The organism is Snodgrassella alvi, from assembly GCF_002777425.1.
In the GTDB taxonomy this organism is placed as follows: Bacteria; Pseudomonadota; Gammaproteobacteria; order Burkholderiales; family Neisseriaceae; genus Snodgrassella; species Snodgrassella alvi_B.
The window spans coordinates 1-25,833 of sequence record NZ_MDVC01000100.1 but is presented as its reverse complement, the minus strand read 5'-3'; the positions used below and the strand labels follow the sequence as shown (position 1 = coordinate 25,833).

At 43.6% G+C, this 25,833-nt stretch carries 21 protein-coding genes, 1 tRNA gene and 2 pseudogenes; 9 read left to right on the top strand and 15 right to left on the bottom strand.

Annotated elements, in window-relative coordinates; all coding sequences use genetic code 11:
- Together BGI33_RS09725 and BGI33_RS14010 are read left to right on the top strand one after the other, a co-directional pair.
- Positions 1-676: IS3 family transposase (locus tag BGI33_RS09725; protein WP_144235422.1), on the top strand; the 676-nt coding region annotated here is incomplete at its 5' end.
- Positions 673-2,091, top strand: coding sequence for a calcium-binding protein (locus BGI33_RS14010; RefSeq protein WP_100090993.1), 1,419 nt, complete (start codon positions 673-675; stop codon positions 2,089-2,091). The genes BGI33_RS09725 and BGI33_RS14010, both read left to right, overlap by 4 nt.
- 107 nt (positions 2,092-2,198) lie before the next feature.
- Here the strand turns inward: BGI33_RS14010 and BGI33_RS09715 are convergent, their stop codons facing one another.
- The 4 genes from BGI33_RS09715 to BGI33_RS09700 all read right to left on the bottom strand — a co-directional run bounded on the left by BGI33_RS09715 (position 2,199) and on the right by BGI33_RS09700 (position 7,367).
- On the bottom strand, positions 2,199-3,719 hold the full coding sequence (locus tag BGI33_RS09715; RefSeq protein WP_100090992.1) for a catalase: 1,521 nt from the start codon (positions 3,717-3,719) through the stop codon (positions 2,199-2,201).
- Between the two features lie 295 nt (positions 3,720-4,014).
- The gene (erpA, locus tag BGI33_RS09710; protein WP_100090991.1) at positions 4,015-4,362 is read right to left on the bottom strand and encodes an iron-sulfur cluster insertion protein ErpA; all 348 of its coding nucleotides are present in this window, start codon (positions 4,360-4,362) and stop codon (positions 4,015-4,017) included.
- Positions 4,363-4,417: 55 nt separating this feature from the next.
- Entirely contained in the window at positions 4,418-5,458 is a 1,041-nt protein-coding gene (gene argC, locus BGI33_RS09705; RefSeq protein ID WP_100090990.1) for an N-acetyl-gamma-glutamyl-phosphate reductase, read from the bottom strand.
- 37 nt (positions 5,459-5,495) lie between these two features.
- The gene (locus BGI33_RS09700; protein WP_257378954.1) at positions 5,496-7,367 is read right to left on the bottom strand and encodes a potassium transporter Kup; all 1,872 of its coding nucleotides are present in this window, start codon (positions 7,365-7,367) and stop codon (positions 5,496-5,498) included.
- A 463-nt stretch (positions 7,368-7,830) separates the two neighbouring features.
- Here BGI33_RS09700 and rimP point away from each other — a divergent pair, with 463 nt between their 5' ends.
- The 4 genes from rimP to rbfA all read left to right on the top strand — a co-directional run bounded on the left by rimP (position 7,831) and on the right by rbfA (position 13,242).
- Positions 7,831-8,313 carry a ribosome maturation factor RimP gene (rimP, locus tag BGI33_RS09695; protein WP_100090989.1) on the top strand — a complete coding sequence of 161 codons (483 nt, stop codon included), beginning with the start codon at positions 7,831-7,833 and terminating at the stop codon, positions 8,311-8,313.
- A 47-nt stretch (positions 8,314-8,360) separates the two neighbouring features.
- On the top strand, positions 8,361-9,848 hold the full coding sequence (nusA, locus tag BGI33_RS09690; protein WP_100090988.1) for a transcription termination factor NusA: 1,488 nt from the start codon (positions 8,361-8,363) through the stop codon (positions 9,846-9,848).
- 10 nt (positions 9,849-9,858) lie between these two features.
- A complete protein-coding gene (gene infB / locus BGI33_RS09685) occupies positions 9,859-12,789 on the top strand; it encodes a translation initiation factor IF-2 (RefSeq protein WP_100090987.1) in 2,931 nt (976 codons plus the stop codon).
- An 81-nt stretch (positions 12,790-12,870) separates the two neighbouring features.
- Positions 12,871-13,242 carry a 30S ribosome-binding factor RbfA gene (rbfA, locus tag BGI33_RS09680; RefSeq protein WP_100090986.1) on the top strand — a complete coding sequence of 124 codons (372 nt, stop codon included), beginning with the start codon at positions 12,871-12,873 and terminating at the stop codon, positions 13,240-13,242.
- 84 nt (positions 13,243-13,326) lie between these two features.
- Here rbfA and BGI33_RS09675 read toward each other — a convergent pair whose 3' ends face one another.
- Entirely contained in the window at positions 13,327-13,812 is a 486-nt protein-coding gene (locus BGI33_RS09675) for a YbhB/YbcL family Raf kinase inhibitor-like protein (RefSeq protein ID WP_100090985.1), read from the bottom strand.
- Positions 13,813-14,548: 736 nt separating this feature from the next.
- Here BGI33_RS09675 and BGI33_RS09670 point away from each other — a divergent pair.
- Complete coding sequence (locus tag BGI33_RS09670) at positions 14,549-15,268, top strand: alpha/beta fold hydrolase (protein WP_218965187.1); 720 nt, start codon at positions 14,549-14,551, stop codon at positions 15,266-15,268.
- Between the two features lie 93 nt (positions 15,269-15,361).
- Here BGI33_RS09670 and BGI33_RS09665 read toward each other — a convergent pair whose 3' ends face one another.
- The 3 genes from BGI33_RS09665 to eno form a co-directional block, all read right to left on the bottom strand.
- Positions 15,362-15,742 carry a SpoIIAA family protein gene (locus BGI33_RS09665; RefSeq protein ID WP_100090983.1) on the bottom strand — a complete coding sequence of 127 codons (381 nt, stop codon included), beginning with the start codon at positions 15,740-15,742 and terminating at the stop codon, positions 15,362-15,364.
- A gap of 291 nt (positions 15,743-16,033) precedes the next feature.
- Positions 16,034-16,354 carry a cell division protein FtsB gene (gene ftsB, locus BGI33_RS09660; RefSeq protein ID WP_100090982.1) on the bottom strand — a complete coding sequence of 107 codons (321 nt, stop codon included), beginning with the start codon at positions 16,352-16,354 and terminating at the stop codon, positions 16,034-16,036.
- Positions 16,355-16,389: 35 nt separating this feature from the next.
- Positions 16,390-17,673, bottom strand: a complete 1,284-nt coding sequence (gene eno / locus BGI33_RS09655) for a phosphopyruvate hydratase (protein WP_100090981.1) — start codon at positions 17,671-17,673, stop codon at positions 16,390-16,392.
- 473 nt (positions 17,674-18,146) lie between these two features.
- On the opposite strand from eno, the gene BGI33_RS09650 reads away from it, so the two are divergent.
- Positions 18,147-18,239 (top strand) — tRNA-Ser (locus tag BGI33_RS09650).
- 305 nt (positions 18,240-18,544) lie between these two features.
- Positions 18,545-20,524 (top strand): ligand-gated channel protein, encoded by a 1,980-nt coding sequence (locus BGI33_RS09645; protein ID WP_100090980.1) that lies wholly within the window; start codon positions 18,545-18,547, stop codon positions 20,522-20,524.
- Positions 20,525-20,765: 241 nt separating this feature from the next.
- Here BGI33_RS09645 and BGI33_RS09640 read toward each other — a convergent pair whose 3' ends face one another.
- The 7 genes and pseudogenes from BGI33_RS09640 to BGI33_RS09610 all read right to left on the bottom strand — a co-directional run bounded on the left by BGI33_RS09640 (position 20,766) and on the right by BGI33_RS09610 (position 25,537).
- Entirely contained in the window at positions 20,766-21,548 is a 783-nt protein-coding gene (locus BGI33_RS09640; protein WP_144235421.1) for a TatD family hydrolase, read from the bottom strand.
- 125 nt (positions 21,549-21,673) lie between these two features.
- Positions 21,674-22,013 (bottom strand): annotated as a pseudogene (locus BGI33_RS09635) (ProQ/FINO family protein); the annotation flags it as partial.
- A 104-nt stretch (positions 22,014-22,117) separates the two neighbouring features.
- Positions 22,118-23,233, bottom strand: coding sequence for a chorismate synthase (aroC, locus tag BGI33_RS09630; protein ID WP_100090977.1), 1,116 nt, complete (start codon positions 23,231-23,233; stop codon positions 22,118-22,120).
- Positions 23,234-23,533: 300 nt separating this feature from the next.
- Positions 23,534-23,779, bottom strand: a complete 246-nt coding sequence (locus BGI33_RS09625) for a hypothetical protein (protein ID WP_100090976.1) — start codon at positions 23,777-23,779, stop codon at positions 23,534-23,536.
- A gap of 422 nt (positions 23,780-24,201) precedes the next feature.
- Positions 24,202-24,735, bottom strand: coding sequence for a GNAT family N-acetyltransferase (locus BGI33_RS09620; RefSeq protein WP_100090995.1), 534 nt, complete (start codon positions 24,733-24,735; stop codon positions 24,202-24,204).
- Positions 24,736-24,760: 25 nt separating this feature from the next.
- Positions 24,761-25,110 (bottom strand): annotated as a pseudogene (locus BGI33_RS13860) (transposase); the annotation flags it as partial.
- Between the two features lie 22 nt (positions 25,111-25,132).
- On the bottom strand, positions 25,133-25,537 hold the full coding sequence (locus tag BGI33_RS09610; RefSeq protein ID WP_100090974.1) for a GNAT family N-acetyltransferase: 405 nt from the start codon (positions 25,535-25,537) through the stop codon (positions 25,133-25,135).
- Positions 25,538-25,833 lie beyond the last annotated feature (296 nt).

Here is a 25,833-nt window from a genome sequence, read left to right as displayed (position 1 = left end):
CACTGACAGGCATTTACGCTGGGGCTTTCCCAAGTGTTTTAATCGTATCAGAAAGCTCGGCTATAAATGGAATCATAAACGGGTGTATCGGGTGTATTGTGAATTAAAGCTTAATCTCAGGGTAAAGCGTAAAAAATGCATTCCTCCACGATGCCCAGAAAGACTATCTGCACCCAGTAAACAAGGTGAATGCTGGTCAATGGATTTTATGAGTGACAGCAGTCGCAATCAACGCAGGTTTAGAACTTTCAATGTGATAGATGACTTTAATCGTGAGGCGTTAGGCATTGATATTGCAGTCAGTTTGCCGGCTGGCAAGATTACCCGTTATCTGGATAAACTGGCCGAATATCATGGCTATCCAATCAAAATACGAGTAGATAATGGACCGGAATTCACCGGAAATACGTTTACTAACTGGGCAAAATCACATGATATAACCATAGATTATATTCAACCAGGCAGTCCATATCAAAACGGGTATATTGAACGATTTAATCGTACCTATCGCACAGAGGTACTAGATTTATATCTATTTAATAATCTGGAACAAGCAAGAAAGGTAACCGAAGAATGGCTAACCAGTTATAACACCGAAAGGCCTCATGAAGCATTAAATAATATGACGCCGATTGAGTATAAAACCCTAAGACAAGCAGTATTATTTTCTACTTGAAGCTTGTACTAAGTTTGGGGTATTTACATTTTAACTTTATATTTGATGATCAGACCATCGGTTTTTATAATCTAATAAAAAATTTCACGATTATTCAGAATGGCAATGAAGATGATAATGTTATGACTGGCTGGGAAGGAGCCGATATTATTAACGGAGGATCAGGCAATGATACTTTATCGGGTGACGAAAACGATGATATTCTGAATGGAGGAGAAGGCAATGACATTCTGAATGGAGGAAATGGTTACGATATTTTAAATGGTGGTGCTGGAAATGACATTCTGAATGGGGGAAATGGTTACGATATTTTAAATGGTGGCACTGGAAATGATATTCTGAATGGGGGGGACTGGCATAAAGACCGTTATGAATTTGAAGTAGGCCATGGTCAGGATGTGGTTCATGATTTGGGTTATGATATACGCTATCGTTCTAATTATAATGATTTGGTATTTAAAGGCGCCAAGCTGGCAGAGGCAGAATTTATCCGATCTGGAAATGATATGGTGATCCGGGCGTATGGATCAGAGGATTCTGTAACTCTCCCGGATTACTTCAACAAAGATTGTGATACCAGAGCATTTAGTTTTATATTTGATGATCAAACCATAGATTATTATTATTTAATAAAGAATTCTATAATTGTTCATAAGAGTAATGAAAATAATAATGTTATTAATGGCTGGTGGGGAAACGATATTCTTATCGGAGGGGCAGGAGATGATGTTCTAGATGGAGGCTATGGTTACGATATTCTGAATGGCGGTATGGGAAACGATATTCTGAAGGGAGGAGATTGGCATAAAGACCGTTATGAATTTGAAGCCGGTCATGGTCAGGATGTGGTTAATGATTTAGGCTATATGGATAAAAAAAATATAGATCAGCGTAATGATCTGGTGTTTAAAGGCGCTAATCTGGCTGATGCTGAATTTATCCGTTCTGGTAATGATCTGATTATTCGGGCGTATGGATCAGCAGATTCGGTGACGCTGCCGGATTACTTCAATAATGGTAATAAATGCAGCCGAGCATTTAACTTTGTTTTTGAAGATCAGAGTGTTTCTTATGAAGAGCTGAAGAAGAAACGCGCCTTTATTTTAGCTGGAAGCGGAAAGGAAAAATACAGTATTAATTTTAATCTTGGCACGGATGTTGATAGTTTGAGTTATGGAAATTTTTCTGTTTTCGATGCTGGTTATGAACAGGGTGTTGCCAATACTGTAGCAGGTAGTTCTGCGCAGCAAGGTGGTTCTTTTGCAGGTGATTGGGACGGAACTGCTGCTCAGGTTCAGGCTTTGTTATCAGCTATGGCAGGGTTTACTGCTGGTATTGAGGGTGGGTTAAATTCGCCAGAACAGATGCCGCCACTGACTCAGATGGCCAATGTGTCAGCTTATTGGGGTAGTTGATCAGTTTTAAAGTTTTTATTTAAGAATTGGTTTTTTTTAAGCTGTATTTAATCAAAAAAATCCTTAAACATGGTTGTTTAAGGATTTTTTTGATTGGTGGTTCGGTTTTATATTAAAACCGCACAGCCTTGCGCCGGATCACTGCTGCGCGCTGCTATGGCATCTTCTACGGTCATGCCTAAAGCTCTGGCTACACCAGCGCCATAATCTGGGTGGCAGGCATTGCTGTTGCGGATATGGCGATATTTGATGAAATCCGGTGCATCGCCCATTGCCCGTGCTGTGTTTTCATATAATACCTGCTTTTGTGCATCGCTCATGAGGTTAAAAAGGGCACGTGGCTGGCTGAAGTAGTCGTTATCGTCTTCATGGAAGTTCCAGAAATCGGCATCGCCATGAATTTTGAGAGGAGGCTCTCTGAATTCAGGCTGTTCCTGCCATTGGTGAAAGCTATTGGGTTCGTAGTGGGGCAGGCTGCCGTAGTTGTCATCTACGCGGGTGGTGCCATCGCGATGGTTACTGAATACGGGGCAGCGTGCTTTGTTTACTGGAATCTGATGATGGTTAACACCAACGCGGTAGCGGGCTGCATCTGTGTAGTTATACAAACGTGCCTGTAATACTTTGTCTGGTGATACGCTGATTCCGGGTACGAGGTTGCTTGGGGCAAAGGCTGCCTGTTCGACATCAAGATAGTAGTTGTCTGGATTGCGGTTTAGTTCGAATTCTCCAACTTCGATAAGCGGGTAATCGCCATGTGGCCAGACTTTTGTGAGGTCAAATGGATGGTAGGGGACTTTTTCTGCATCTGCTTCAGGCATGATTTGGATATACATGGTCCATTTGGGGAAGTCGCCGCTTTCAATGGCGTTATATAGATCACGCTGATGGCTGTCGCGGTCTTGTCCCATGATGTTGGCCGCTTCTTCGTCGGTGAGGTTTTTGATGCCTTGTTGGGTACGGAAATGAAATTTTACCCAGAAGCGTTCTTTGTTGGCGTTGATGAAGCTAAAGGTGTGTGAACCGAATCCATGCATGTGACGATAGCTGGCTGGGATGCCGCGATCAGACATGGTGATGGTAACTTGATGAAATGCTTCGGGGAGTAGTGTCCAATAGTCCCAGTTGTAGGTAGGGCTGCGCAAGTTGGTGCGGGGATCGCGTTTAACTGCTTTGTTTAAGTCGGGAAATTTGCGCGGGTCGCGCAGGAAAAATACTGGGGTGTTGTTGCCAACTAAATCCCAGTTGCCCTGTTCGGTGTAGAAACGCATGGCAAAGCCGCGAATGTCACGCTCTGCATCGCCACCACCGCGCTCGGCGGCCACTTCGGAAAAGCGGACGAACATCTCGGTTTTTTTGCCAATCTGACTAAACAGTTTGGCACAGGTGTATTGGGTAATGTCGTGGGTTACGGTGAATGTACCAAATGCACCTGAACCTTTGGCATGCATACGTCGTTCGGGTATGACTTCGCGGACAAAATTAGCCAGTCTTTCGTTAAGCCATAAATCCTGCGCTAATAGTGGGCCACGGGGTCCGGCGGTGAGGCTATTCTGGTTATCAGATACTGGGGCGCCCTGATCTGTAGTGAGATGGGTAACCGGGCATTTTTTTAAATCCTGATTCATGGTAAAGCTCCTTGTTAATTTATTATTAAAAAAGGCCTTTACTGCTTTTGGCTGCCCAAATGATTATAGACTTTATAAAAAATTTTTAATGTTAATAACTTGTTATTTTACTTATTCTTGAATATGGCAATTATGTTTAATATTTGTGAAATTTTTTATATTTGAATGTTTATTTTTTTGGTTTAGTTGTTTGCTATGGGTATGCACAAATAAATTAACCAGCCTGTTCAGGCTGGCTGGGAGAATTTAGACAGAACCTTTGTGTGGCAATAATCTGAGTTTGAAGATTTAGCTATTAAACTGAGAAAGATGAACCACAGCCGCAGGTGGTGGTGGCATTGGGATTGCGGATGACAAATTGCGAGCCGTGGAGGCTTTCAGAGTAGTCAATTTCTGCGCCAACCAGATATTGGTAACTCATGGGATCAATCAGGAAAGTTAAGCCATCTTTTTCGATTTCAAAATCATCATCGTTAACGATTTCATCAAAGGTAAAGCCATATTGAAAACCTGAGCAACCACCTCCTGTTACAAATACCCGCAGTTTCAGGTCAGGGTTGTTTTCTTCTGCAATGAGGTCTTTGACTTTGGTGCAGCAACTTTCGGTAAAGATAATTGGTGTTTCGATGTCGGTATCTGACATGGCTTGATCCTTTTAGCAAATATGGGCAGACCGGATTGTCTATCCTGCCGGTAGTTTATGGCAAGAGGGGAATGTGTTTTAGTCCGCTGGTTTCATCCAATCCGAACATGATATTCATATTCTGTACGGCCTGTCCGGCGGCACCTTTAACCAGATTGTCAATCACAGAGAGGATAATCCATGTATTGTTCTGGGGAGCTGGCTGTACGCTGATGCGACAGAGGTTCGCTCCGCGCACAGTACGTGTTTCTGGCATGCTGCCGGTAGGCATTACATCTACAAACGGGCTGGTACGATAATAGTCAGCAATCAGTTTATGCGGATTGTGACCATCTTTGATTTGTATATACATGGTGGCATGCATGCCGCGAATCAAGGGGGTAAGGTGGGGAACAAAAATGAGATTGTTACCCATCTGAGGCTGTAAGAGGTTAAGCGTTTGTCTGATTTCGGGTAAGTGTCGATGACCACTGATTCCATAAGCTTTGAAGTTGTCGCTGCATTCGGCAAACAGGTTGCCGGTATCTGCTTTGCGGCCGGCACCGGACACGCCTGATTTGCAATCGGCAATCAATGGTTGATTATCGGCTAGGCATTGTTGTTGTAGTAAAGGCAGTAAAGGCAAGCTAACACAGGTGGGATAGCAACCTGGGTTGGCTACGAGCTGAGCCTGAGCGATAGCGGTACGATTGAGTTCACTCAGACCATACACGGCTTTTGCAATCCATTCTGGGCTGGTATGGGTAAATGGATACCATTGCTGCCAGAGTGCTACATCCTTGATGCGGTAGTCAGCCGACAGGTCAATGATTTTTATACCCTGTGCCAGCAGGGGGGGCGCTTCCTGCATGGCTATGCCGTTTGGTGTGGCAAAAAATACGACGTCACACTGATTCAGATTGGCCTGCTCAGGATGCTGAAAAAAAAGATGGTTATAAGTACCACGTAAACTGGGAAAGTAGTCGCTTAATGCTGTTCCTGCTGCACTGCGGCTGGTAACTGCGATTATTTCAGCGGCCGGATGTTGTGCCAGTAGGCGTAATAATTCCACACCGGTATAACCTGTGGCGCCAATAATACCGATTTTAATACTCATATCTTCTCTCTCCTGATTTTTAGGCCGGCTTGGCTGGTTAAATGACTACTTGTGCACCCAGTTCAACTACACGATTGGCCGGAATATGATAGTAGTGACTGGCGGTGGCACTGTTTTTATATAACCATTTGAAGATTCGGGCGCGTAAGCGACCCATATTGCCATGTTTGGTTTTGGCTGCTACAACGATGCTGTCATGGGAAAGGAAAAATGATGTCTCCATGGTATCCAGTGTGATGCCCTGTTCGGCCATTAAGGCCAGAATATGGCTGATATTGGCTGTTTCCTGAAAGCCATAGTTAGCAATAACGCGGGTAAAGCGCGGGCCAATCTGTTTCATGGCAATGCGTTCGTTGTCGGCAATGTGGGGTACTTCTTTGGTTTTGATGCTGAGCAGAACGTTATAGCTATGCAATACTTTATTATGTTTGAGGTTATGCAGTAGTGCTCGCGGAATGCTGAATGGGTCAGATACCATGAATACAGCGTTGCCGGGGACAATCTGTGGCGGATAATCGTGCAGATTTTCGACAAAATTATCCAGTGAGAATTCTTTGTTCTGTTGCGCCTCGTGTAGTTGTAACTGGCCGTGACGCCAGGTAGAAAATAACATGACTACAATCAACGCTACCATTACCGGGAACCAGCCGCCGTGAATCAGTTTGAGCAGGTTGCTACTAAAGAAAACCAGATCGAAGCACAGGAATACTGAGGTAAGCAGTAACGCTAGTGGAATTGGCCAGCGCCAGTTTTTAATCATGACGACACAGAACAGACATGAGGTGATGACCATGGTGCCGGTAACAGCAATTCCATAGGCAGAGGCCAGATGTTCGGAGTCGTGAAAGGCTAACACTACTAAAGTGACCGCTACGAGTAACAGCCAGTTAACCAGTGGCAGGTAAATCTGGCCAATTTCTTCGTTATTTGTATGGATGATGTTCATGCGTGGTGCAAAGCCAAGCTGAATTGCCTGACGTGTAAGGGAGAAGGCGCCGGCAATCACGGCTTGACTGGCAATGATGGTTGCAAAGGTAGCCAGTATGATTAAAGGAATGAGTAGCCAGTGCGGGGCACTCAGGAAAAATGGATTGTTAATTGCTGTCGGATTGTGCAGAATCAGAGCACCTTGTCCCAGATAGTTGATGATGAGACTGGGTAAAACCACTTTTACCCAAGCTGTCTGGATGGGCTGGCGGCCAAAATGTCCCATATCTGCATATAAGGCTTCGGCTCCTGTTACAGCCAGTACAACACAGCCCAGTCCGATAAAGCCATCCCAGCCGTGGTTAATGGCAAATTTAATGCCGTAATAGGGGTTGAAAGCCAGTATGATTGTCGGTGCCTGTACTATCTGATACAGGCCTATCAGTGCAATGGCACTAAACCATATCAGCATGATGGGGCCAAACAGTGTACCAATCTTATGTGTGCCTTTTTTCTGGATCAGAAATAGTGCAAACAGAATCACCAGTGCTATTGGCATGACATATGGCCGGAAGCTTTCGTTGATTACAGTTAAGCCTTCTGCGGCAGAGAGAACGGATACTGCTGGAGTAATCATGGCATCACCGTAGAAGAGTGCGGTACCGGTGAGCCCCATCATCATGACAATCCATGCAGGTTTGCCTTTAAGGTGTCGCATTGCTTGCTGCATCAGAACCACAACACCGCCTTCACCATTATTATCTGCCCGCAGGATAAATAAAACATATTTGAGGGTAACAATCAGTAGCAGTGACCACAGGATTAGTGAGACAAAACCTAATACGTTTGCCTCGGTGGGTGCTATTGTTGAAGCGCGAAAGCTTTCTTTTAAGGCATACAGTGGGCTTGTGCCAATGTCGCCATAGACAATACCCAATGCAGCAAGTGTCATTGCAGTATTGGCAGAAAACTGTATACGCATTTATGTACCTCATTATATGGTTATCAGGGAGTGCAGTTTAGTCTTAACATTAAGTTTAGCCAATCCCTTATACGTAAGTTTTTATAGATTTTTTTGATCATTAGTCATGGGCTGATGGTGGCTAATCCAGATTGTTTTTTGCATTTATGTATTGGTGGTAAGAATACTATTTTAATCTTCAGATAAATCAAACAGGGTGTGATTAACTTTATTTTAAGAATGTGTTATTCAGTATTTTATGGATTAACAAATGGTTATGACGGGATTTGGCGGGTCTTGGTGGAAATAATTATACAGAGCTGCTGATGCAATTGATTGATATGCCTGCGCTAATTAATATTAATGTTTGCTATAGATAATGGCAGGTAGTTTCTTTTTTTTCAACAATGGGTTAAAATAAAGAAATTTTTCGAATTATTGAGAAATGGCCCTGAGGCCATTTTTTTGTTTTTACGGAGCACAGATGGATATTCAGGGCATTTTGGAAAAAACTTTGCCGGGTCTGGGCTATGAGCTGGTGAATTATGAGCTGACTGCACAGGGAGATTTGCGTGTCTTTATTGATAAGGCAGAAAGTGGCATTTCTCTGGATGATTGTGTTGCGGTCAGCAATCACTTGAGCCGAGTATTGGCAGTAGAAGATGTTGATTATCAGCGTCTGGAAATTTCTAGCCCAGGTTTGGATCGTCCGCTAACCAAACCGGCTGATTTTACGCGCTTTGCCGGACAGTTGGCCAAGATTAAAACACGTTTGCCTATTGATGGGCAGAAAAACTTTATTGGCCGGATTAATGGTATGGATGAGAATGATTTGATCAGTATCACGCTGGAAGAGGCTAATGAAGTACGTCGGGCCAAGCGTGCTGCGGTGGCGGCAGGTAAAACCGTTTTAATTGAATGGCAAAATGTAGATAAAGCACGTTTGAAGCCAGAATTTGATTTTTAAATTGAATTTTCATATTGTTGTAAGCACAGGCTTGCAAGGAGAATTAAATGAGTCGTGAAATTTTGCTACTGGCTGAAGCTTTGGCGAGTGAGAAAAACGTAGATACAGAAGTGGTATTTAGCGCACTGGAATTTGCTCTGGCCAGTGCGGCAAAGAAAAAAACCGAGCGCGAAAATATGGATGTGCGGGTGATTATCGACCGTAATACTGGTGATTACAGTAGTTTTCGCCGCTGGCTGATTGTGGCTGACGAGGATTATACCTATCCTGATATTCAGAAAACCATTGAAGAGATTCAGGAAGAAATTCCGGGAACGACATTACAGATTGGTGAATATTATGAAGAACCAATTGAAAATGTGGAATTTGGCCGGATTGGAGCCCAGACTGCCAAGCAGGTAATTTTGCAGCGCATTCGTGATGCAGAACGTGAGCAGATTTTAAATGAGTTTTTGCAACGCAAGGATAGTCTGGTTCTGGGAACGATTAAGCGCGTTGAACGACATGGTGCAATCGTGGAAATTGGCCGTCTGGAAGCTTTGCTGCCGCGGGATCAGATGATTCCGCGCGAAAACTTCCGTAATGGTGACCGGGTGCGGGCTCTGTTTTTACGGGTAGACCAGATTGGTAACCGCAGTCAGGTGATTCTGACCCGTATTTCGCGCGAATTTCTGCTGAAACTGTTTGAAATGGAAGTGCCGGAAATTGAAGATGGATTGCTGGAAATCAAGGAAGTAACCCGTGATCCGGGCTTACGCGCCAAAATTGCAGTGAAGTCGAATGATGCCCGTATTGACCCGCAGGGTACTTGTATCGGGGTACGTGGGTCACGTGTGAATGCGGTAACGGAAGAGCTGGCGGGTGAGCGTATTGATGTGGTGCTGTGGTCACCGGAAACTGCCCAGTTTGTGATTAATGCACTGAGCCCGGCTGAAGTAACGCGTATTCTGATTGATGAAGACAATCATTCAGTTGACGTGATTGTGGCAGAAGATCAGCTGGCACTGGCTATCGGGCGCGGCGGACAGAATGTGCGTCTGGCAGCAGAATTGACTGGCTGGCAGCTGAATATTATGACTGTGGAAGAGGCACAGGAACGCCACGAGGCAGAAGATAAAGCAGTACGTGAGCTCTTTATAAATAATCTCGGCGTGGATGAAAATGTGGCCGAAGTACTGGTACAGGAAGGATTTACCAGTTTGGAAGAAGTGGCTTATGTACCTGTTCAGGAGATGCTGGAAATTGAGGGTTTTGATGAAAGTACGGTGGAGGAGTTGCGCAATCGTGCCCGTGATGCCATTTTGACCCTTGCCATTGCTTCTGAGGAAAAGCTGGAGCACATGGACGAAGAGCTGAAAAATCTTGAAGGTGTGGATCAGGAAATGCTGCATGATTTGGCCAATGAGGGGATTAAAACCCGTGATGATTTGGCTGAGCTGTCAGTAGATGAGCTGATTGAGATTACAGGCATTGATGAGGAAACCGCCAAGAAAGTGGTGATGGCAGCACGCGCCCACTGGTTTGACGAAGTATGAGGGTACGCGAATGAGTAATCAAATAACTGTAGAACAATTTGCTTTGGAACTGCATTTATCAACTACAAGGTTGCTGGAGCAGTTGGCCGAAGCAGGGGTACATAAACAGGCAGCATCAGATAAACTGACTGCTGCAGACAAAAAACAGTTGCTGGTTTATTTAAAGCAGTCTAATGGTAGTCAGTCTGCCGGTCCCATCACGCTGAATCGTAAAAAACCGGCCGAGAAAAGCACTGTTGGCGGTGTTGAAGTTGAAACCCGTCGGCGACGGCGTATTGCTGTGCCGCCCGAAGAACTGGAAGCCAGGCGACCAGAAGAAAAAATGACTCCGCCGCAACCTGAAGCAGAGCCGGTAAAGGTAGATGCTGAAGCGGAGGAGCAGGCGAAAAAAGCTGCTGCAGAGCAGGCTGAAGCACGGCGTAGGGAAGAATCTGCTGCCGCAGCAGCAGCTGAGGCCGCACGTTTAAGAGCAGCGGCTGCGGCCAGTAAAACCGAACAGAAAACGAAAGTGGAGTCTGTGCAGACAGAAGTGGTAAAACAGGAAGTGAAACAGCAACAAACTGAAAAACAGCAACAGGCTGAAGCAGCTACGCAAACTGCCGAAGTATCTGCTGACAAAAAAGCAGCAGACAAAAATGAGCAGCATAAATCTAAGCGCAACCGTAACCGCAATGCGAAAAAAATTGATTTGGCTGCCTTGGTAGCAGAAGCGTCCAAGCCGATTATCAGCCCTGAAGAGCAGGCTCAGCGCGATGAAGAGGCTCGACGTGCCGAAGCCATGCGCGCGCATCGTGAAATGTTGCTGAAACAGAAGCAGGAACGTCAGGCACGGCGCGAAGCAGCCAAGCAGCAGGCCAAGGACGAAAGTAAGGTTGCCAGTGAGCAGAAAACTGCCGAAGTACGTTCAGCTAAGCCGAGTGAGAAGAAGCCGGTAACCAGTACTAGCACGCCTAAAGCTGCAGAGTCCGGTGCTGAAGCAGCCGGACGGCGCAAGAAAGATGAGCAGCGTCGTCAGCGTGAAGATGAAATGCCGAAAGGAAAATCTGCACGTGGTGGTAAAAACCGTCGTTCAACTGATGTAGGCAATACAGAAGACAGCCGCAGACGTGGTGGTAAAAAAGGTGGCAAGAAGCAGCTCAAGCTGGAACCGAATCAGCATGCTTTCCAGGCTCCTACTGAACCTGTGGTACACGAAGTGCTGGTGCCGGAGACAATTACTGCTGCTGAACTGGCACACAAAATGGCAGTTAAGGCTGCGGAAGTTATCAAAACGCTGATGAAGATGGGTATGATGGTTACCATTAACCAGTCACTGGATCAGGAAACAGCCCTGATTGTTGTGGAGGAGATGGGACATATTGGTAAAGCGGCAGCAGCTGATGACCCTGAGGCATTTCTGGACGAAGACACCACGGTTACTGAGGCAGAAGCCTTGCCACGTCCACCAGTAGTTACAGTAATGGGGCATGTGGATCATGGTAAAACTTCTTTGCTGGATTATATTCGCCGTGCCCGTGTAGTACAGGGAGAAGCTGGTGGTATTACTCAGCATATTGGTGCGTACCATGTTGAAACGCCGCGCGGTGTGATTACTTTCCTGGATACGCCGGGACATGAAGCGTTTACTGCTATGCGTGCCCGCGGTGCTCAGGCTACTGATATCGTTATCCTGGTGGTTGCTGCTGATGATGGAGTAATGCCGCAGACTATCGAAGCAATAGCTCATGCCAAAGCGGCTAAGGTGCCGTTGGTGGTGGCCGTCAATAAAATTGATAAAGACGGTGCCAATCCGGAACGTATTCGTCAGGAATTAACTGCGCACGAAGTAGTGCCTGATTCTTGGGGTGGTGACGTGCAGTTTATTGATGTTTCCGCTAAACAGGGTACGAATATTGATGCCTTACTGGAAGCAGTACTGCTAGAAGCAGATGTGCTGGAGCTGAAAGCACCTGTAGATGCAGCTGCTAAAGGTATTGTGGTGGAATCACGTTTGGATAAGGGACGCGGTGCGGTAGCTACCTTGCTGGTGCAAAGTGGTACTCTGCGTAAGGGTGACATCGTGCTTGCGGGTACGACTTTTGGTCGTGTACGCGCTATGGTAGATGAAAATGGTAAAACCATTACTACCGCTGGTCCGTCTATTCCGGTAGAAATTCTGGGTCTGTCTGATGTGCCTAATGCTGGTGAAGACTTCATTGTACTGGCAGATGAGAAAAAAGCCCGTGAGATTGCCTTGTTCCGTCAGGGTAAATATCGTGATGTGCGGCTGGCAAAACAGCAGGCAGCCAAACTGGAAAACATGTTTAACAACATGGGTGAAAATCAGGCACAAAGCCTGCCGATTATCATTAAGGCGGATGTTCAGGGTTCTTATGAAGCATTGGCTGGCAGCTTGAGAAAACTGTCTACTGATGAAGTACGTGTTGATGTACTGCACAGTGGTGTAGGTGGTGTGAGTGAGTCTGATGTTAATCTGGCGATTGCTTCTGGTGCTGTCATCATTGGCTTTAATGTTCGTGCTGATGCAACTGCGCGTAAGCTGGCTGAACATGAAGGCATTGAAATCCGTTATTACAACATTATCTATGATGCTATCGATGATGTGAAAGCAGCTTTAAGTGGCATGCTGGCACCGGAGCAGAAAGAAAATGTGATTGGTACGGTGGAAATCCGTCAGGTAATTACGGTATCCAAGGTTGGCAATATTGCTGGTTGTATGGTTACGGATGGTTTAATCAAACGTGATTCGCATGTTCGGTTAATCCGTAATAATGTGGTTATCCATACTGGTGAGCTCTCTTCATTAAAACGCTTTAAAGATGATGTTAAGGAAGTACGTCAGGGCTTTGAATGCGGTTTGATGTTGAAAAACTTCAATGAAATTGTCGAAGGCGATCAGCTAGAGGCTTTTGAAGTGGTTGAGGTTGCCCGTAAGCTTTAAGCATATTTGAAGTGTTACAAGGCAGTCTGGATGTTTTTCGGGCTGCCTGAATTATTGGCCTGATCACAGAAAGGAATGATTATGCGTAAACCCCAACGTGGTTATGCACGTCAGGATCGTGTCAAAGAGCAGATTATGCGTGAACTGGCCGAACTGGTACGTGTTGGCCTGAAAGACCCCCGGGCTGGTTTTATCACGATTAATGAAGTTGAAGTAACTCGTGATTACAGTCATGCTACTGTTTATTATACAGTATTGGACGATAGTACTCGCGCTATTACTGAAGAGGCATTGGAACAGGCCAGAGGCTATTTGCGTAGTGAGCTGGCACGGCGAATCACTTTATTTCGTACACCTGAGCTGACATTTGTTTATGATGATTCGCTTGAACGGGGTATGAGTATTTCACACCTGATTGACAAGGTAGCTAAAGAAAAACCGATTGAGGATTAAGGTTGTAATAAAAAAAGAGATTGATCAATTAGGATCAATCTCTTTTTTTGTTATGTTACTGGTTTGGTACATTAAAATGCCATGTTAGCGGCCATAGTAAACCGTAATCGAAGCTGTGGCAATAACATGACTATTGACTACGAATCCTGTGCAGCTGGTAGTTACATCAGCAGGTAGCTCAATTTTATCGGTGTCTAAAGCATAGATGGTAAAAATATACCGGTGTGGTGGGGTGCCTTCAGGCGGATAAAAGCCTGAATAACCTAAAGTTCCACTGTCATTGCGTAGCTGACGTGAACCGGCAGGTAAATGCTGCCCATTTTCAGCACCAGCATCGCGCTTCAGCTCAGTTAAATCTTTGGGCAGGTTGATGGCCATCCAGTGCCACCAGCCAGCGCCACCAGTAGGGGCATCAGGGTCATGGCACTGAATCGCAAAACTTTTGGTTTGTGCCGGTGCATTTTTCCATATCAGGGCAGGGGACTGATTATCACGGTCACTTTGATAGGAGGAATCAACGGTATCACCATGTTTAAATTCTGGACTGGTTAAGGTAAATTTATCTGTCATTGTTTCCTCAAAATCAATTGATATTTATAAGTAGCAGTTTAATTTTGCAATATGAAATGTATTAAGTCAATGTTACTATGTTAGTGTTTTATGAAAATTATAAACACTAATACGGTATATTCAGGCTGGCCGGTGTCGATATTAGGCAAAAAATTCCTATGTCCAAAATATTCATTCATTTGGCTATGTAAAAAGGTAGTTGTCTGACTTTGATTAAATGCTTTCTTTTTGTATCCCTGAATACTTTTATGTATATAGCTTTTATCGGGATTTGGTGAGAGTGAAGTTTATGGTTATTGTTTGGCAGGATAGATTTGGTGAATCTGCATGACAATTTGTTTTATTTAATATTGGGCTGAAAACTGATAGTGCGGTTGGAACTGCTTCTAACTGAGGATGAAAAATTACAGTAAGGTTCGTGTAATTTTAAAGACGAAGTGTATGGGTATTCTGAGGAAAAATATTTAATTTCATGTATATACAAGAAGTATTGGCAGAAATTCATCAGTAAATCGATTTAAATATACTGAAGTCTATGTGAAATATAAAGTATGTGAAAAGTCGATGCGGATGTAATTTTATGTGCCAGATTGGATGCTAAGATACAGTGATAGCCAGTTTGGCTTTGCAATATTTTTAATAGTATCTGTTTGCCAGATTTTATCAGTTTACAGATAGGAAGGTAAGTTTTGTCCAAACTGTACTGCTCTACTGAAATATAAAATAGTATTAATTGTTGAATGGTTGTATTGCGATTATGGTGACTAAAGAGTTATTACCTTGGGTATGTATTTCTGGCTTTATGCTGGATGAAACACTATGGGATGATGTGCTGGCCACTCTGGCTGTGCCCCAGTCTGTAAAGTGTGTTTCACTGGCAAATGGAGACAGTATTGACGCTATGGCAGATGATATTGCGGCCAGTGCTCCAGAACGTTTTGTATTAGTTGGATTCTCGCTTGGGGGGTATGTCGCGCGGGCTCTGGCTGCCAAATATCCGCAGCGTGTAGCCGCGCTGGTATTAATTGCTACTTCGTTACGCGAGGATACACCCGAGCAACGTGCAGCCAAGCTCAATACTTTACAGATTCAGCAACATCTGCATTTTCGTGGTCTGGGCCATAAGGCCATTGTTCAGACTTTACGGCCGGATAATCAAAATAATCAGGTACTGATAACCCGAATCAGGCGCATGAGTGAACGTTTGGGGTTTGATGTATTAAGCAGGCAGTCTCTGTTAAACCGGGCAACACCAGTTGACCAAAAGATTTCATGTCCAACCCTGATTATTGCAGCTGCACAGGATCAGATGCGTTCTTTGGATGAGGCGCAGGAATTGCAGGAATTTATACCACAGGCTACTCTGAAGATAATTGAAAATAGTGGGCATATGTTGCCATTAGAGCAGCCAGAATTACTGGCAGAAACCATTTCTAGCTGGGTACAGCAGCTTTAATTTATCTGAATTCTTCAGTAATTAATCGTATTATTCCAGACTTGGTTTGCTTTCAGTATTGTTTATATCTGGTATATTAATAATGATGATTGATTAGTTATTGCTGCCGATTACGCCTGAATTTTGTACATTTTGCTCCAGCCATTTCTGTGCTGTGTGTTTGTCATTAAAATATTTGGGTCTTTGCAACGTTAATAGATTGGCGAATCGTGCACCAAGCCGAATCCAGATATCGTCTACGATAATGGCGGTACGGCCAAAATCATGCGCATGCTGGCGTAAAAATCTGAGGTGTTCTAAAGCCATGTCAACGGTAAAGTCTTTCATTTGGCTCATATCAAGCAACAGATTGGGAAATTGCACCTGCTCAATGGCTTTTAATAATGCTTCTTCCAGTTGACGAAAGTCTTCGAGTGTAAATTCGTTGTGCAGAACAACACTCAAACCATAACTCTGTTCATGGATAGAAATCATATATTTACCTTTGATGATAGGTGCACTACTACTGCGTTCGCTTGATTATACTCAGCAATATCATACTAATGGATAACTATATTAGCTATGATTATTTTTATTATATGCTGATATTAAGATAAAAATGCTAATAGCTGTGGCATAGATACAACCATGCTATGGAAAGTTGAATATTATTAGTCTGTCTCAATTGTATATCTGGAATAAATAATACTGGAATTTTTCGATATAAAATAAAACCAACAGCTTTCAGTAATGAAAGCTGTTGGTTTTATGAAGTGTCAGAGTCGATTATCTGTTGGACGCGGATTCCGAATTATCTGTTATTGCTGCCAGAGTGCCGGAGGGTACAAAACGGTAAAATACTTCGCCATTCTGTATATAGCCTAATTTGTCGCGTGCCATTTCGTTTATCGCATCTTTCCCGTTGGCAAGGTCTTTGACTTCAGCAGTGAGGGCACGATTGCGCTGTATCAGGGCTTCATTACTGGCGTTTTGAGCAATGACACCGCGTTCCAGTTTCAACATGTCATGCCAGCCACCATGCCCCATCCACAAGTTGTATTGTAAACCCGCCAGTGCGAATAGCAGTACCCAGGTTACCCACTTCATTTCATTTGCCTATAAGTATATTACCTGTAACCGGATTAGCTGAGCTGATAGAGCGCTTTTTTACCCGGATAGCAGGCAGCAGTACCCAGTTCTTCTTCAATTCGTAGCAATTGGTTGTATTTGGCAATGCGGTCAGAACGTGAGAGTGAACCGGTTTTGATTTGCATACAGTTGGTACCAACGGCCAGATCAGCTATGGTACTGTCTTCTGTTTCGCCAGAGCGATGGCTCATTACGCTGGTATAGCCTGAACGTTTGGCTAAGTCTACGGCTTTAAGTGTTTCAGACAGAGTGCCAATCTGGTTTACTTTAACCAGTAGTGAATTGGCCAGTCCTTGGGCAATGCCTTCACTCAGAATAGCCGGATTGGTTACAAACAGGTCGTCACCTACCAGCTGGACTTTTTTGCCCAGACGTTCGGTTAACAGCTTCCAGCCGTCCCAGTCGTGCTCACTCATACCATCTTCAATAGACACGATTGGATATTTGTTAACCAGCTCAGTTAAATAATCAACAAACTCGGCGCTGGTCAGGTTGAGTCCTTCTGCGGTTAATGCGTAATATCCGTCTTTGTAGAATTCGCTGGATGCGCAGTCTAGTGCTAATACAATGTCTTTGCCGGGAATATAGCCGGCTGCTTCCACCGCAGACAGAATCAGCTTGATTGCTTCTTCATGGCTGGCCAAATCCGGTGCGAAGCCCCCTTCGTCGCCGACACTGGTTGACATGCCTTTATCATTGCATAATTTTTTCAGGTGATGGAAGACTTCAGCACCGCAACGCAAGGCCTGACGGAAAGATTCAGCGCCTACTGGCATAATCATGAATTCCTGAATGTCGAGGCTGTTATTAGCGTGTGCGCCACCATTAATCACATTCATCATGGGTACTGGCATGGACATCGGGCCGGCACCACCGATATAACGGTATAAGGGTAAGCCAGCGTCTTCAGCTGCCGCACGCGCAACGGCCAGTGATACAGCCAGAGTGGCATTGGCTCCAAGACGGCCTTTGTTATCAGTACCATCCAGATCAATCATAATCTGATCGATGTAACTTTGTTCGCTGGCATCTATACCGATAAGTGCCTGTGCAATTTCATTATTAACATTTTCTACGGCCTGTAATACGCCTTTGCCCAGATACCGTTGTTTATCACCATCACGCAGTTCCAGTGCTTCTTTTTCACCGGTAGAAGCGCCGGAAGGCACAGCAGCTCTGCCCATTACGCCAGATTCAAGTAAAACATCACATTCAACCGTAGGATTACCACGTGAATCAAGTATTTCACGCGCAAAGATGTCAATGATTGCACTCATGCAAGTCTCCAGATTTTTTAGGTTTTTATATTGTTGTGTGGTAAATGGTACAAACAATAAGCCTGCCAGTCAGCAGCTTGGTCAGGTAGTTAAACTTTGTATTATACCGAAGGCTGAGTATGTGAACAGGGTAATTTACACTTGGTTTTGGCTGTAGAGTGAGAAAGAACAGTCATGTGCTGTGCTGATAAATTAAAACGGTAAATAGTGTGGCTGGGTTACATAACTAAGGTTTATTTATTAAGTAGTTGGCCTATAGGTACTAAATCTATCGTGCCATTTGGTTTGGTACCTGAGGTATTTGCCGCTGAAGCTTTAATGAATTCTGTGTCGTGTCTGATACACGTTGTTGGTGTAAAGAAAATATCTTTTACTGTTAGTATATTAGAAATTAATAGTCTGTTTTATGCTTTTGGGTTTTAAATTTTGTTTGACAGTTTGGCGTCGATTAAGTATAGTTCGCTCTTCTCAACGGAGAGTTGGCCGAGTGGTCGAAGGCGCTCCCCTGCTAAGGGAGTATACGGGCAAAACCTGTATCAAGGGTTCGAATCCCTTACTCTCCGCCATATTCAAAAAATCCCTGAATCAATTTCAGGGATTTTTTATTTTCTGCTGTTATGGTGCAAATAATTATATATCCATTGGTGGGTCTGTTCGGTTTACCTGTTTATCTACTATTTCATAATTGTTTTAGTTGTAGGCTTCTCAGTTTGTTTCATTTGTTATCTCATTTTGTATTTTGTCAATAAATTTAATGCTTTTTTTGTATATTCATGTTAAATTGAATAATGATTACTATTTTCATTTAAATGAATTCCAAATAATTTATTTGATTTTGCTGGAACAATAATTATCAGGAGTCTATTTTTGTATGTGTAAACCGGTTCATTATTCTTTTTCGCTGGTGTTACTTCCCACTTTAATTTCTCCACTATATGCTGCAGAAGCTGGATTAGAAGATGTGGTAGTAACTGCTTCTGGGTTTAAACAGCAAGCCAAAAATGCAGCTGCATCGATTACTGTGATAAATGCCAAGGAGCTGGAAACAAAAGAGTATCACGATGTGACTGATGCTTTGCAGGATGTTCCTGGGGTAGTGGTGACTGGTGGTGGCAGTACAAAGGATATCAGTATTCGTGGTATGTCTGGTGCGTATACGATGTTGCTGATTGATGGTAAACGGGTGAATTCGCGTGCTGTTCGTCCTAATTCCGATGGTCCAGGTATTGAGCAGGGCTGGATGCCACCAATTTCTGCTATACAGCGTATTGAGGTGATTCGTGGTCCCGCTTCGGCTTTATATGGTTCAGATGCCATGGGTGGGGTAATTAATATTATTACCAAGAAAACGGCTGCCGACTGGACTGGCTCAATTAAAACGGATGCAACAATACAGCAGCACAGTAATAGTGGTAATACATTGCAAAGCAGTGTTTATGTCTCTGGTTCATTGATTGAAGACCGGTTAGGTATTCGCGCCAGTGGGGGATATTCTCACCGAGATGAGGATAAATTTATCGGTGGATATAAGGAACAGCGGATGCGTGATGGAGATTTTGTGCTGTCATGGACCCCGGACGATAGAAATACGGTTGATTTGGAAGTAAGCCGCAGTTTGCAGAATCGCAATGGTAAGGTAGGTAAAACTATTGACACGGCACCACGCAGGGGGAAAAAACCGACTGACGATTACACTCTGTATGATCGCAATCAGTACAGTGTTACTCATCGTGGTTATTACAATAATATTGATACGCAGTCATATGTACAGCGTGAGGAAAACGATAATCCTTCACGTGATATGCATGAGAAAAATACGATTTTTAATACCCAGACTCAGTTTCGTTTAAACAAGCATACGCTGAGTGTCGGCGGAAGATGGCAGCGTGAAGAACTGAATGATTCGGGTAATCAGCTTACCATTAATGGACGACGTTTAAATCATCTGGAACGTGATTCGTGGGCAATTTTTGGGCAGGACGAGTGGCGTATTGTGCCAACTTTTGCTCTGACTGCCGCAGCGCGACTGGATCATGATGAGAATTATGGCTCTGAGGTAACGCCCAAACTATATGGTGTGTGGACGCCTACTAAAGAATGGACAATCAAGGGTGGATATTCACGTGGTTACAAAGCACCTGCTTTACGGGCAGCTTCAGATGGCTGGGGGCAGGTAACCGGTGGTGGTTACTCTAATGGTATCATTGTGGGTAATTCCAATCTGAAGCCGGAAAAATCGGATAATGTTGAAGTCAGCTTTAACTGGGATAATAACCGTAATTTATCTGCTGGGGTGACCACTTATTATACGAAGTTTAAAAACAAGATAACGGAAGTTCGTACCTGCCAGGGTAAAGCCGGTTCGAATGCCTGCTCATGGCGTAATGAGTATTTTGACTTTATCAGCCAGCGTGAGAATGTGGACAAGGCGGTATTACGCGGTGTAGAAGCAACGTTTGGCTGGAAAATCACCCCCAAAATTGATTGGTCTGCCAACTATACCTATACGCATAGTGAGCAGAAGAGTGGCCAGTTTAGTGGCAAGCCGCTGAATGAGATGCCGAAGAATATGTTTAATACGACGCTAAACTGGAATGCGAATGAAAAATTCTCCAGCTGGGCGAGATGGAATTTCCGTAGTAGAACTTCAGATTATCTGTCTCGTACTTCAATGGCGATTGGTAAGCCATCATATGGTTTTGTAGATACAGGTCTGGTATTCAAACCGAAGAAAGATGTGATTATCAGTGGTGGTATCTATAACATCTTTGATAAGAGGGTTGATCAGAAGGATTATGGTCGTACTCTGGATGGCCGCCGCTATAATATCAGCGCACAAGTTAATTTCTAAGCTACTGGATTATTATACATATCAGGGGGGGATATCCCCCTGTTTTTATTTCTATAATATAGTGGGGTTGGAATTGGCCAGATTTCAGTTGCTGTGAGGAAAAAGAGGTAAATGGCCTGTGTGGGTTTGAGCGATGTTACTTAATTGCTGCCTGCTAAAAATAACTATATGCATGGGGCAATCAATCACTGGTTGCAGGCTTATTACCAGAATGTCCAGAATAATATTGATTTCTTAATATTCAGCTTTGTGCTGGAATAATTTTAAGTACATTTTCACTGGTGATGTTGGCAATATCCTGCCAGTGTCCATTTCGCAAGCTGGCTATGGTTTCTGCAATCTGGCGTAAGTTTTCCGGTCTATTGTTCTGATGCGGTAGTGGTGACATATATGGGGCATCGGTTTCAATAACCATGTGCTGTAAAGGCAGTCTTTCGGCGATGAGGCGAATTTTTTTTGCTTGTGGGCGCAGTAGCAGGGAACCGACACCAATCAGAAAGCCATGCTTAATCCATGCCTGAGCTTCTTCCATGCTGCCAGAAAAGGCGTGTGCAATACCGCCACAGGTAAAACGACAGCGTTTGATACTGTGTAAGCAGGCATCGGTGGCATGGACATGATGAATGATGACAGGCCGCTGTGCCGATTTTGCCAGCTGTAACTGGGCTTCAAAACAGTTAATCTGTAGGTTTTTATCGACTAAATTATGTGCACGTGCAAAATCCAGTCCGATTTCACCGATTAGTGCCTGTGGGTGATGATGTAACAGTTGTTCGAGCTGGCTGAGTGCTAACTCGTTATAACTGGCTACAAACCAGGGATGTATACCAATGGCGGCGTATATCTGAGAATATGATTGTGCTAGCTGAAGGGTGATTGACCAGTCATCAGGGCAGGTTGCAGGGACAAGGAAGTGGTTAATGCCTTTTTCGCCAGTCTGTTGTAATACTTGTGCCAGATTGTCGACAAGTGGGCTATGATTGAGATGGCAATGACTGTCTGAGAGCATGATATTAAAAAACACGAGCCTGAGGCTCGTGTCGGTAGTTAACAGGTATTAGTTTTGCGGCTGTTCGCCGTCACTGTTGTGACTGTTTTCAGAATCTGCTGCAGGAGCTAGTACATCATTTGCTGGCACCGGTTTGGTGGTCTGCATGGAAGGATGCTGTTTGGCGATAGTCTGTTCTTCTGGTGACACTTCACCCTTGAAGCGATTATTCAGGTCAAAGCGTTTGCCTCCGCGCGCCAAAGATTTAATATACCGTGGCCGGCGGCAGTGGTTGGCCAGAACACGGGCAATCAGGGTAGGGTCATACTGGGGCAGGGCAGTAACTAAGTCCTGATCAATGCCAATTGCCAAAGGTTTGAAATGTTTAAATACATCGTATTTACGATAGATATGCTCGGCAATCATGTAAGTTTGTTTTTTCTTGCTCATGGTTTGTACAGCAGATTTCAGTGCTGCACCCAAAGCGGTTTCTTGACTCATAAGGTTACTTCCTTGTGGTTTATGGCCATTTCAGCAAATTAAAAATAATCTAATTAACTGATTTTTGGTGATAACTGTGCAGTTATGGCTATAAAAAATAATATCTATGTATTGGTGTCAATTGGAGAATGGTGGGCAATGTCTGGTGTCTCAACGCGAATATCAGCATTCTGGGCACGCTGGCGCAGTGCATGATCCATTAATACCAGTGCGAGCATGGCTTCGGCAATGGGTGCGGCACGCAGGCCGACGCAGGGATCATGGCGACCATGAGTAGCCAGTATAACTGGCTTGCCATGAATGTCGATAGAGTGGCGCGGTGTGGCAATGCTGCTGGTTGGTTTAATGGCCAGATTAATATGTATATCCTGACCGCTACTGATGCCGCCCAGTATACCGCCTGCATTATTGGATATAAAGCCTTCTGGTGTTAATTCATCTCCATGCTCACTGCCTTTTTGGCAGATACTATCAAACCCAGCACCGATTTCAACACCTTTAACTGCATTGATACCCATCATGGCATGAGCTATATCGGCATCAAGGCGATCAAATACAGGTTCACCTAATCCTACCGGAACATGGCGGGCAGTGACATGCAATTTGGCTCCGATGGAGTCGCATGCTTTGCGTATGCTGTCCATGTATTGTTCCAGTTCTTTAATCTGGCTGTGGTTAGCGACAAAAAACGGATTATCATTTATGTAGGCATAGTTTTCAAAACGTATGCTTTTTTCGCCAATCTGGGTGACATGAGCAATAATTTCAGTATTGAAATGCTCACGTAGCCATTTTTTGGCGATTGCACCTGCTGCTACACGCGCTGCTGTTTCACGTGCTGAGCTTCGGCCACCACCGCGATAATCCCGTATACCGTATTTATGCCAGTATGTATAGTCGGCATGCCCCGGGCGAAAGCTTTGGGCAATATCACTATAATCTTTACTGCGCTGATCGGTATTTCTGATTAATAGTCCGATTGGTGTCCCTGTGGTTTTGCCTTCAAATATGCCGGAAAGTATCTCAACGCAATCTGCTTCGCGACGTTGGGTAACATGGCGACTGGTTCCAGGCTTACGTCTGTCCAGATCATACTGAATATCGGCTTCACTAAGAGGCAATCCGGGTGGACATCCATCTATGACGCAACCAAGTGCAGCACCGTGGCTTTCGCCAAAGGTGGTAACAGTAAGGATTTGTCCGAATGTGTTGCCAGCCATAGGTTTTACTCTTACATTTTGAGTACAGATTTTGCTGTTGAGTTTAGCACGGTTTATACGGTTTAGGCATAATTTGTCTGATTGCTGATTTATTTTTGTAGCAGATGCATTGATATGGCTAAAAATTTACCAGTTTTACCAGCGTTTTTGTCTGTTATTGATATTTTTATTATTGATGTTATTAGGATTGTCGTCAATTTTTATGCTTTTGTTCTGATTATATGGAAGTTATCATCATCAGCATGAGGTTTGGGCTGGAATATATGCTATTCAGTAGTAGGCTGTATTTACGGAATTATTTCAATTGGGTCGTGGCTTTTTCTGCTGTGTGGATGATTTTGGTGCAGGCTGGCCGGGCTGCTCTGTGCCAGCAATAGCAGGGGGCTCTGACGGCTGGGGTTTGGTTTTAATCGGGAAATAAATTGAAGTGCCCAAGCCAAAGTTGTGGTTACCACCACCAATACCTACCGCTACGTTGGAGGGCATACCAACGCTACAGGCGCTAAGCAAGGTTAAGGCAAAGAGAGAAATGGGTATGAATTTCATGGTTTTTTTTCAGGAAAAATTAATGTTTTTATTATAAAACTTTCTGGCTGTTTGGCGAATAAAATTGTTTTGTCTGCTGGTAATGCTTTGCTGGTAGCAGAAAATGCGAACAGTTTATCGGTTATTTGAATTTCTTATGTAATGTCTTTTTTGGTGGGAAATGTTGTCTGTTGTGATTTTTTTAACCGAATGATTTTGAAGATAAATTTGTATAATGATTGCTAGGCTGATTAGGCTGGGGCTGTATTATCACAGACTCATGAAATTCGGTGAGCGCTGTCTAATGGGTGATGTTATTGTGTTGTTTTAATTTTAAAATAATCTATTATCACCAGCGCATGTTACATATGTGCACTGTCTATTGGTTTGGCGAAGTTCACTTATTGGGTAGTTTGTCACTAATGGTTGTGTTTTTAGGTTTGCTAACCGCATAAACAATTGTTTGGCGCATTCATCTGCAAGCGCAAGCACATATGGTAATTTATCAGTACCTGATTTTCTCTGGATATTTTGTTAACCCGCTTTATTTTGAAACCCCATTTTTTGAAAATTGGCATGGCCACTTTTGAAGCATCTACACTTAATTGTGAAAGCTTTTTCTGGTGGGCCAAGTCAAGCACATGGTCATAGAGTTTTCTAGCTATGCCACGCTTTTGAAAGTCAGGATGCACGTACAGACAGTCTATGTAACCATCATCTCCAAGTTCAACAAACCCCGCAAGGCTTGAGCCAAAGATAGCCATCCAAGGCTGAGTGTTATCTAAACGTTCTAACCACTTCTGATAATCTGGTGGTGTTGAGCACCATGCTTCTTGCTGTGCTTTGCTATAAATATCGGTATCAATAGCATGAATAGACGAATGAAACAAATCGCATATTTCAGAGGCATAGAGTGAAGAGTATGGTTTTACTTCGATTTTAGATGCAGCATTACCCAACTTGTTTCCTATTTTCATTATGATTTGCTCTAGCAAGACTTTGCACTTCAATATCGTCAACATTGACAAGGCTGGCTTCCGTACTAATAGCTTCGTGAGTATCCACATCAATAGCTAAGTGTGGTTTGCGCCATGTTCTGCTTTTTTACTTTACATTTACCAAAGACTTTAAGGACTGTCGAGTCAATAACGAAATATCGAATAGCCCTCACGTTTTATTGCTATATTTGGTGTAAATTGTCTTTGAACGTTTACCGATATTAGTGTAACATCCATTGGCTTGAAAGCCAACTCAAAAAAGCCTTGCAGTGCAGGTGACGGCATAGAGAAAGTCCCCTCCATCATCAAGGCAGTTTCAATCGCGGTATTAGAGTACTGGAAGCCTCCACCACGCATATTTAAAAGGAATGAATAATTAATTTTCTTTTAAAATCCAAGCTGAAGGGTGCGCATTAAAACCAATATGACCATAATAATCAACTGCCTGTGGTGCAGCCAGTAGGGTGATTGAACATGCTTTGTCAGTGTTGTTTTTCACCTCTTTAATTAATTGTTTACCAATGCCTTGTCGTTGATAATCTTCATCCACCGCGAGATCTGCCAAATAAGTAATATAAACAAAATCCGTTAAGCAACGCGCAATACCAATCAGTTTATTATCATGCCAAGCGGTTATCAGCAAATTGGCATTATCTAACATAGCTTGAAAGCGTATGGTATCCATAAGTGGACGACGCTCGCCTAATGAACAGTGACGATAAAGTGTAATGGCTTGTTCGAGTGTTGGTTTGACATCAGAACGATAAATAATGCGACTCATATTAATCTAATCCCCCATCATAATGTGAATTTTCTACGTGAATTAATTTTAGTTTATTATTGATAAGATTATAATATCTTCTTTTGTAACCTTCTTTACTTTCGCTTACATCAGGATCGGCTAATATTCCAGAAATAATAATCAAACTACTATCTAAATAGTACTCTATTTGTAACTACCCCTTAAAATAGTACAGCTCTGAAGTAGAAAATTCTCTTTATTAACCCACAGAGGATTTAATCATGAAAAAAATGACTGAACATCAAATCGTATCTATTTTAAAAGAAGCTGAAGCC

What these genes read in the sequence shown, in the direction of transcription:
- BGI33_RS09715 (WP_100090992.1), bottom strand. Translation starts at nt 3,719, where the DNA reads ATGAATCAGGATTTAAAAAAATGCCCGGTTACCCATCTCACTACAGAT.
- erpA (WP_100090991.1), bottom strand. Translation starts at nt 4,362, where the DNA reads ATGTCAGATACCGACATCGAAACACCAATTATCTTTACCGAAAGTTGC.
- argC (WP_100090990.1), bottom strand. Translation starts at nt 5,458, where the DNA reads ATGAGTATTAAAATCGGTATTATTGGCGCCACAGGTTATACCGGTGTG.
- BGI33_RS09700 (WP_257378954.1), bottom strand. Translation starts at nt 7,367, where the DNA reads ATGCGTATACAGTTTTCTGCCAATACTGCAATGACACTTGCTGCATTG.
- rimP (WP_100090989.1), top strand. Translation starts at nt 7,831, where the DNA reads ATGGATATTCAGGGCATTTTGGAAAAAACTTTGCCGGGTCTGGGCTAT.
- nusA (WP_100090988.1), top strand. Translation starts at nt 8,361, where the DNA reads ATGAGTCGTGAAATTTTGCTACTGGCTGAAGCTTTGGCGAGTGAGAAA.
- infB (WP_100090987.1), top strand. Translation starts at nt 9,859, where the DNA reads ATGAGTAATCAAATAACTGTAGAACAATTTGCTTTGGAACTGCATTTA.
- rbfA (WP_100090986.1), top strand. Translation starts at nt 12,871, where the DNA reads ATGCGTAAACCCCAACGTGGTTATGCACGTCAGGATCGTGTCAAAGAG.
- BGI33_RS09675 (WP_100090985.1), bottom strand. Translation starts at nt 13,812, where the DNA reads ATGACAGATAAATTTACCTTAACCAGTCCAGAATTTAAACATGGTGAT.
- BGI33_RS09665 (WP_100090983.1), bottom strand. Translation starts at nt 15,742, where the DNA reads ATGATTTCTATCCATGAACAGAGTTATGGTTTGAGTGTTGTTCTGCAC.
- ftsB (WP_100090982.1), bottom strand. Translation starts at nt 16,354, where the DNA reads ATGAAGTGGGTAACCTGGGTACTGCTATTCGCACTGGCGGGTTTACAA.
- eno (WP_100090981.1), bottom strand. Translation starts at nt 17,673, where the DNA reads ATGAGTGCAATCATTGACATCTTTGCGCGTGAAATACTTGATTCACGT.
- BGI33_RS09645 (WP_100090980.1), top strand. Translation starts at nt 18,545, where the DNA reads ATGTGTAAACCGGTTCATTATTCTTTTTCGCTGGTGTTACTTCCCACT.
- aroC (WP_100090977.1), bottom strand. Translation starts at nt 23,233, where the DNA reads ATGGCTGGCAACACATTCGGACAAATCCTTACTGTTACCACCTTTGGC.
- BGI33_RS09625 (WP_100090976.1), bottom strand. Translation starts at nt 23,779, where the DNA reads ATGAAATTCATACCCATTTCTCTCTTTGCCTTAACCTTGCTTAGCGCC.
- BGI33_RS09620 (WP_100090995.1), bottom strand. Translation starts at nt 24,735, where the DNA reads ATGAAAATAGGAAACAAGTTGGGTAATGCTGCATCTAAAATCGAAGTA.
- BGI33_RS09610 (WP_100090974.1), bottom strand. Translation starts at nt 25,537, where the DNA reads ATGAGTCGCATTATTTATCGTTCTGATGTCAAACCAACACTCGAACAA.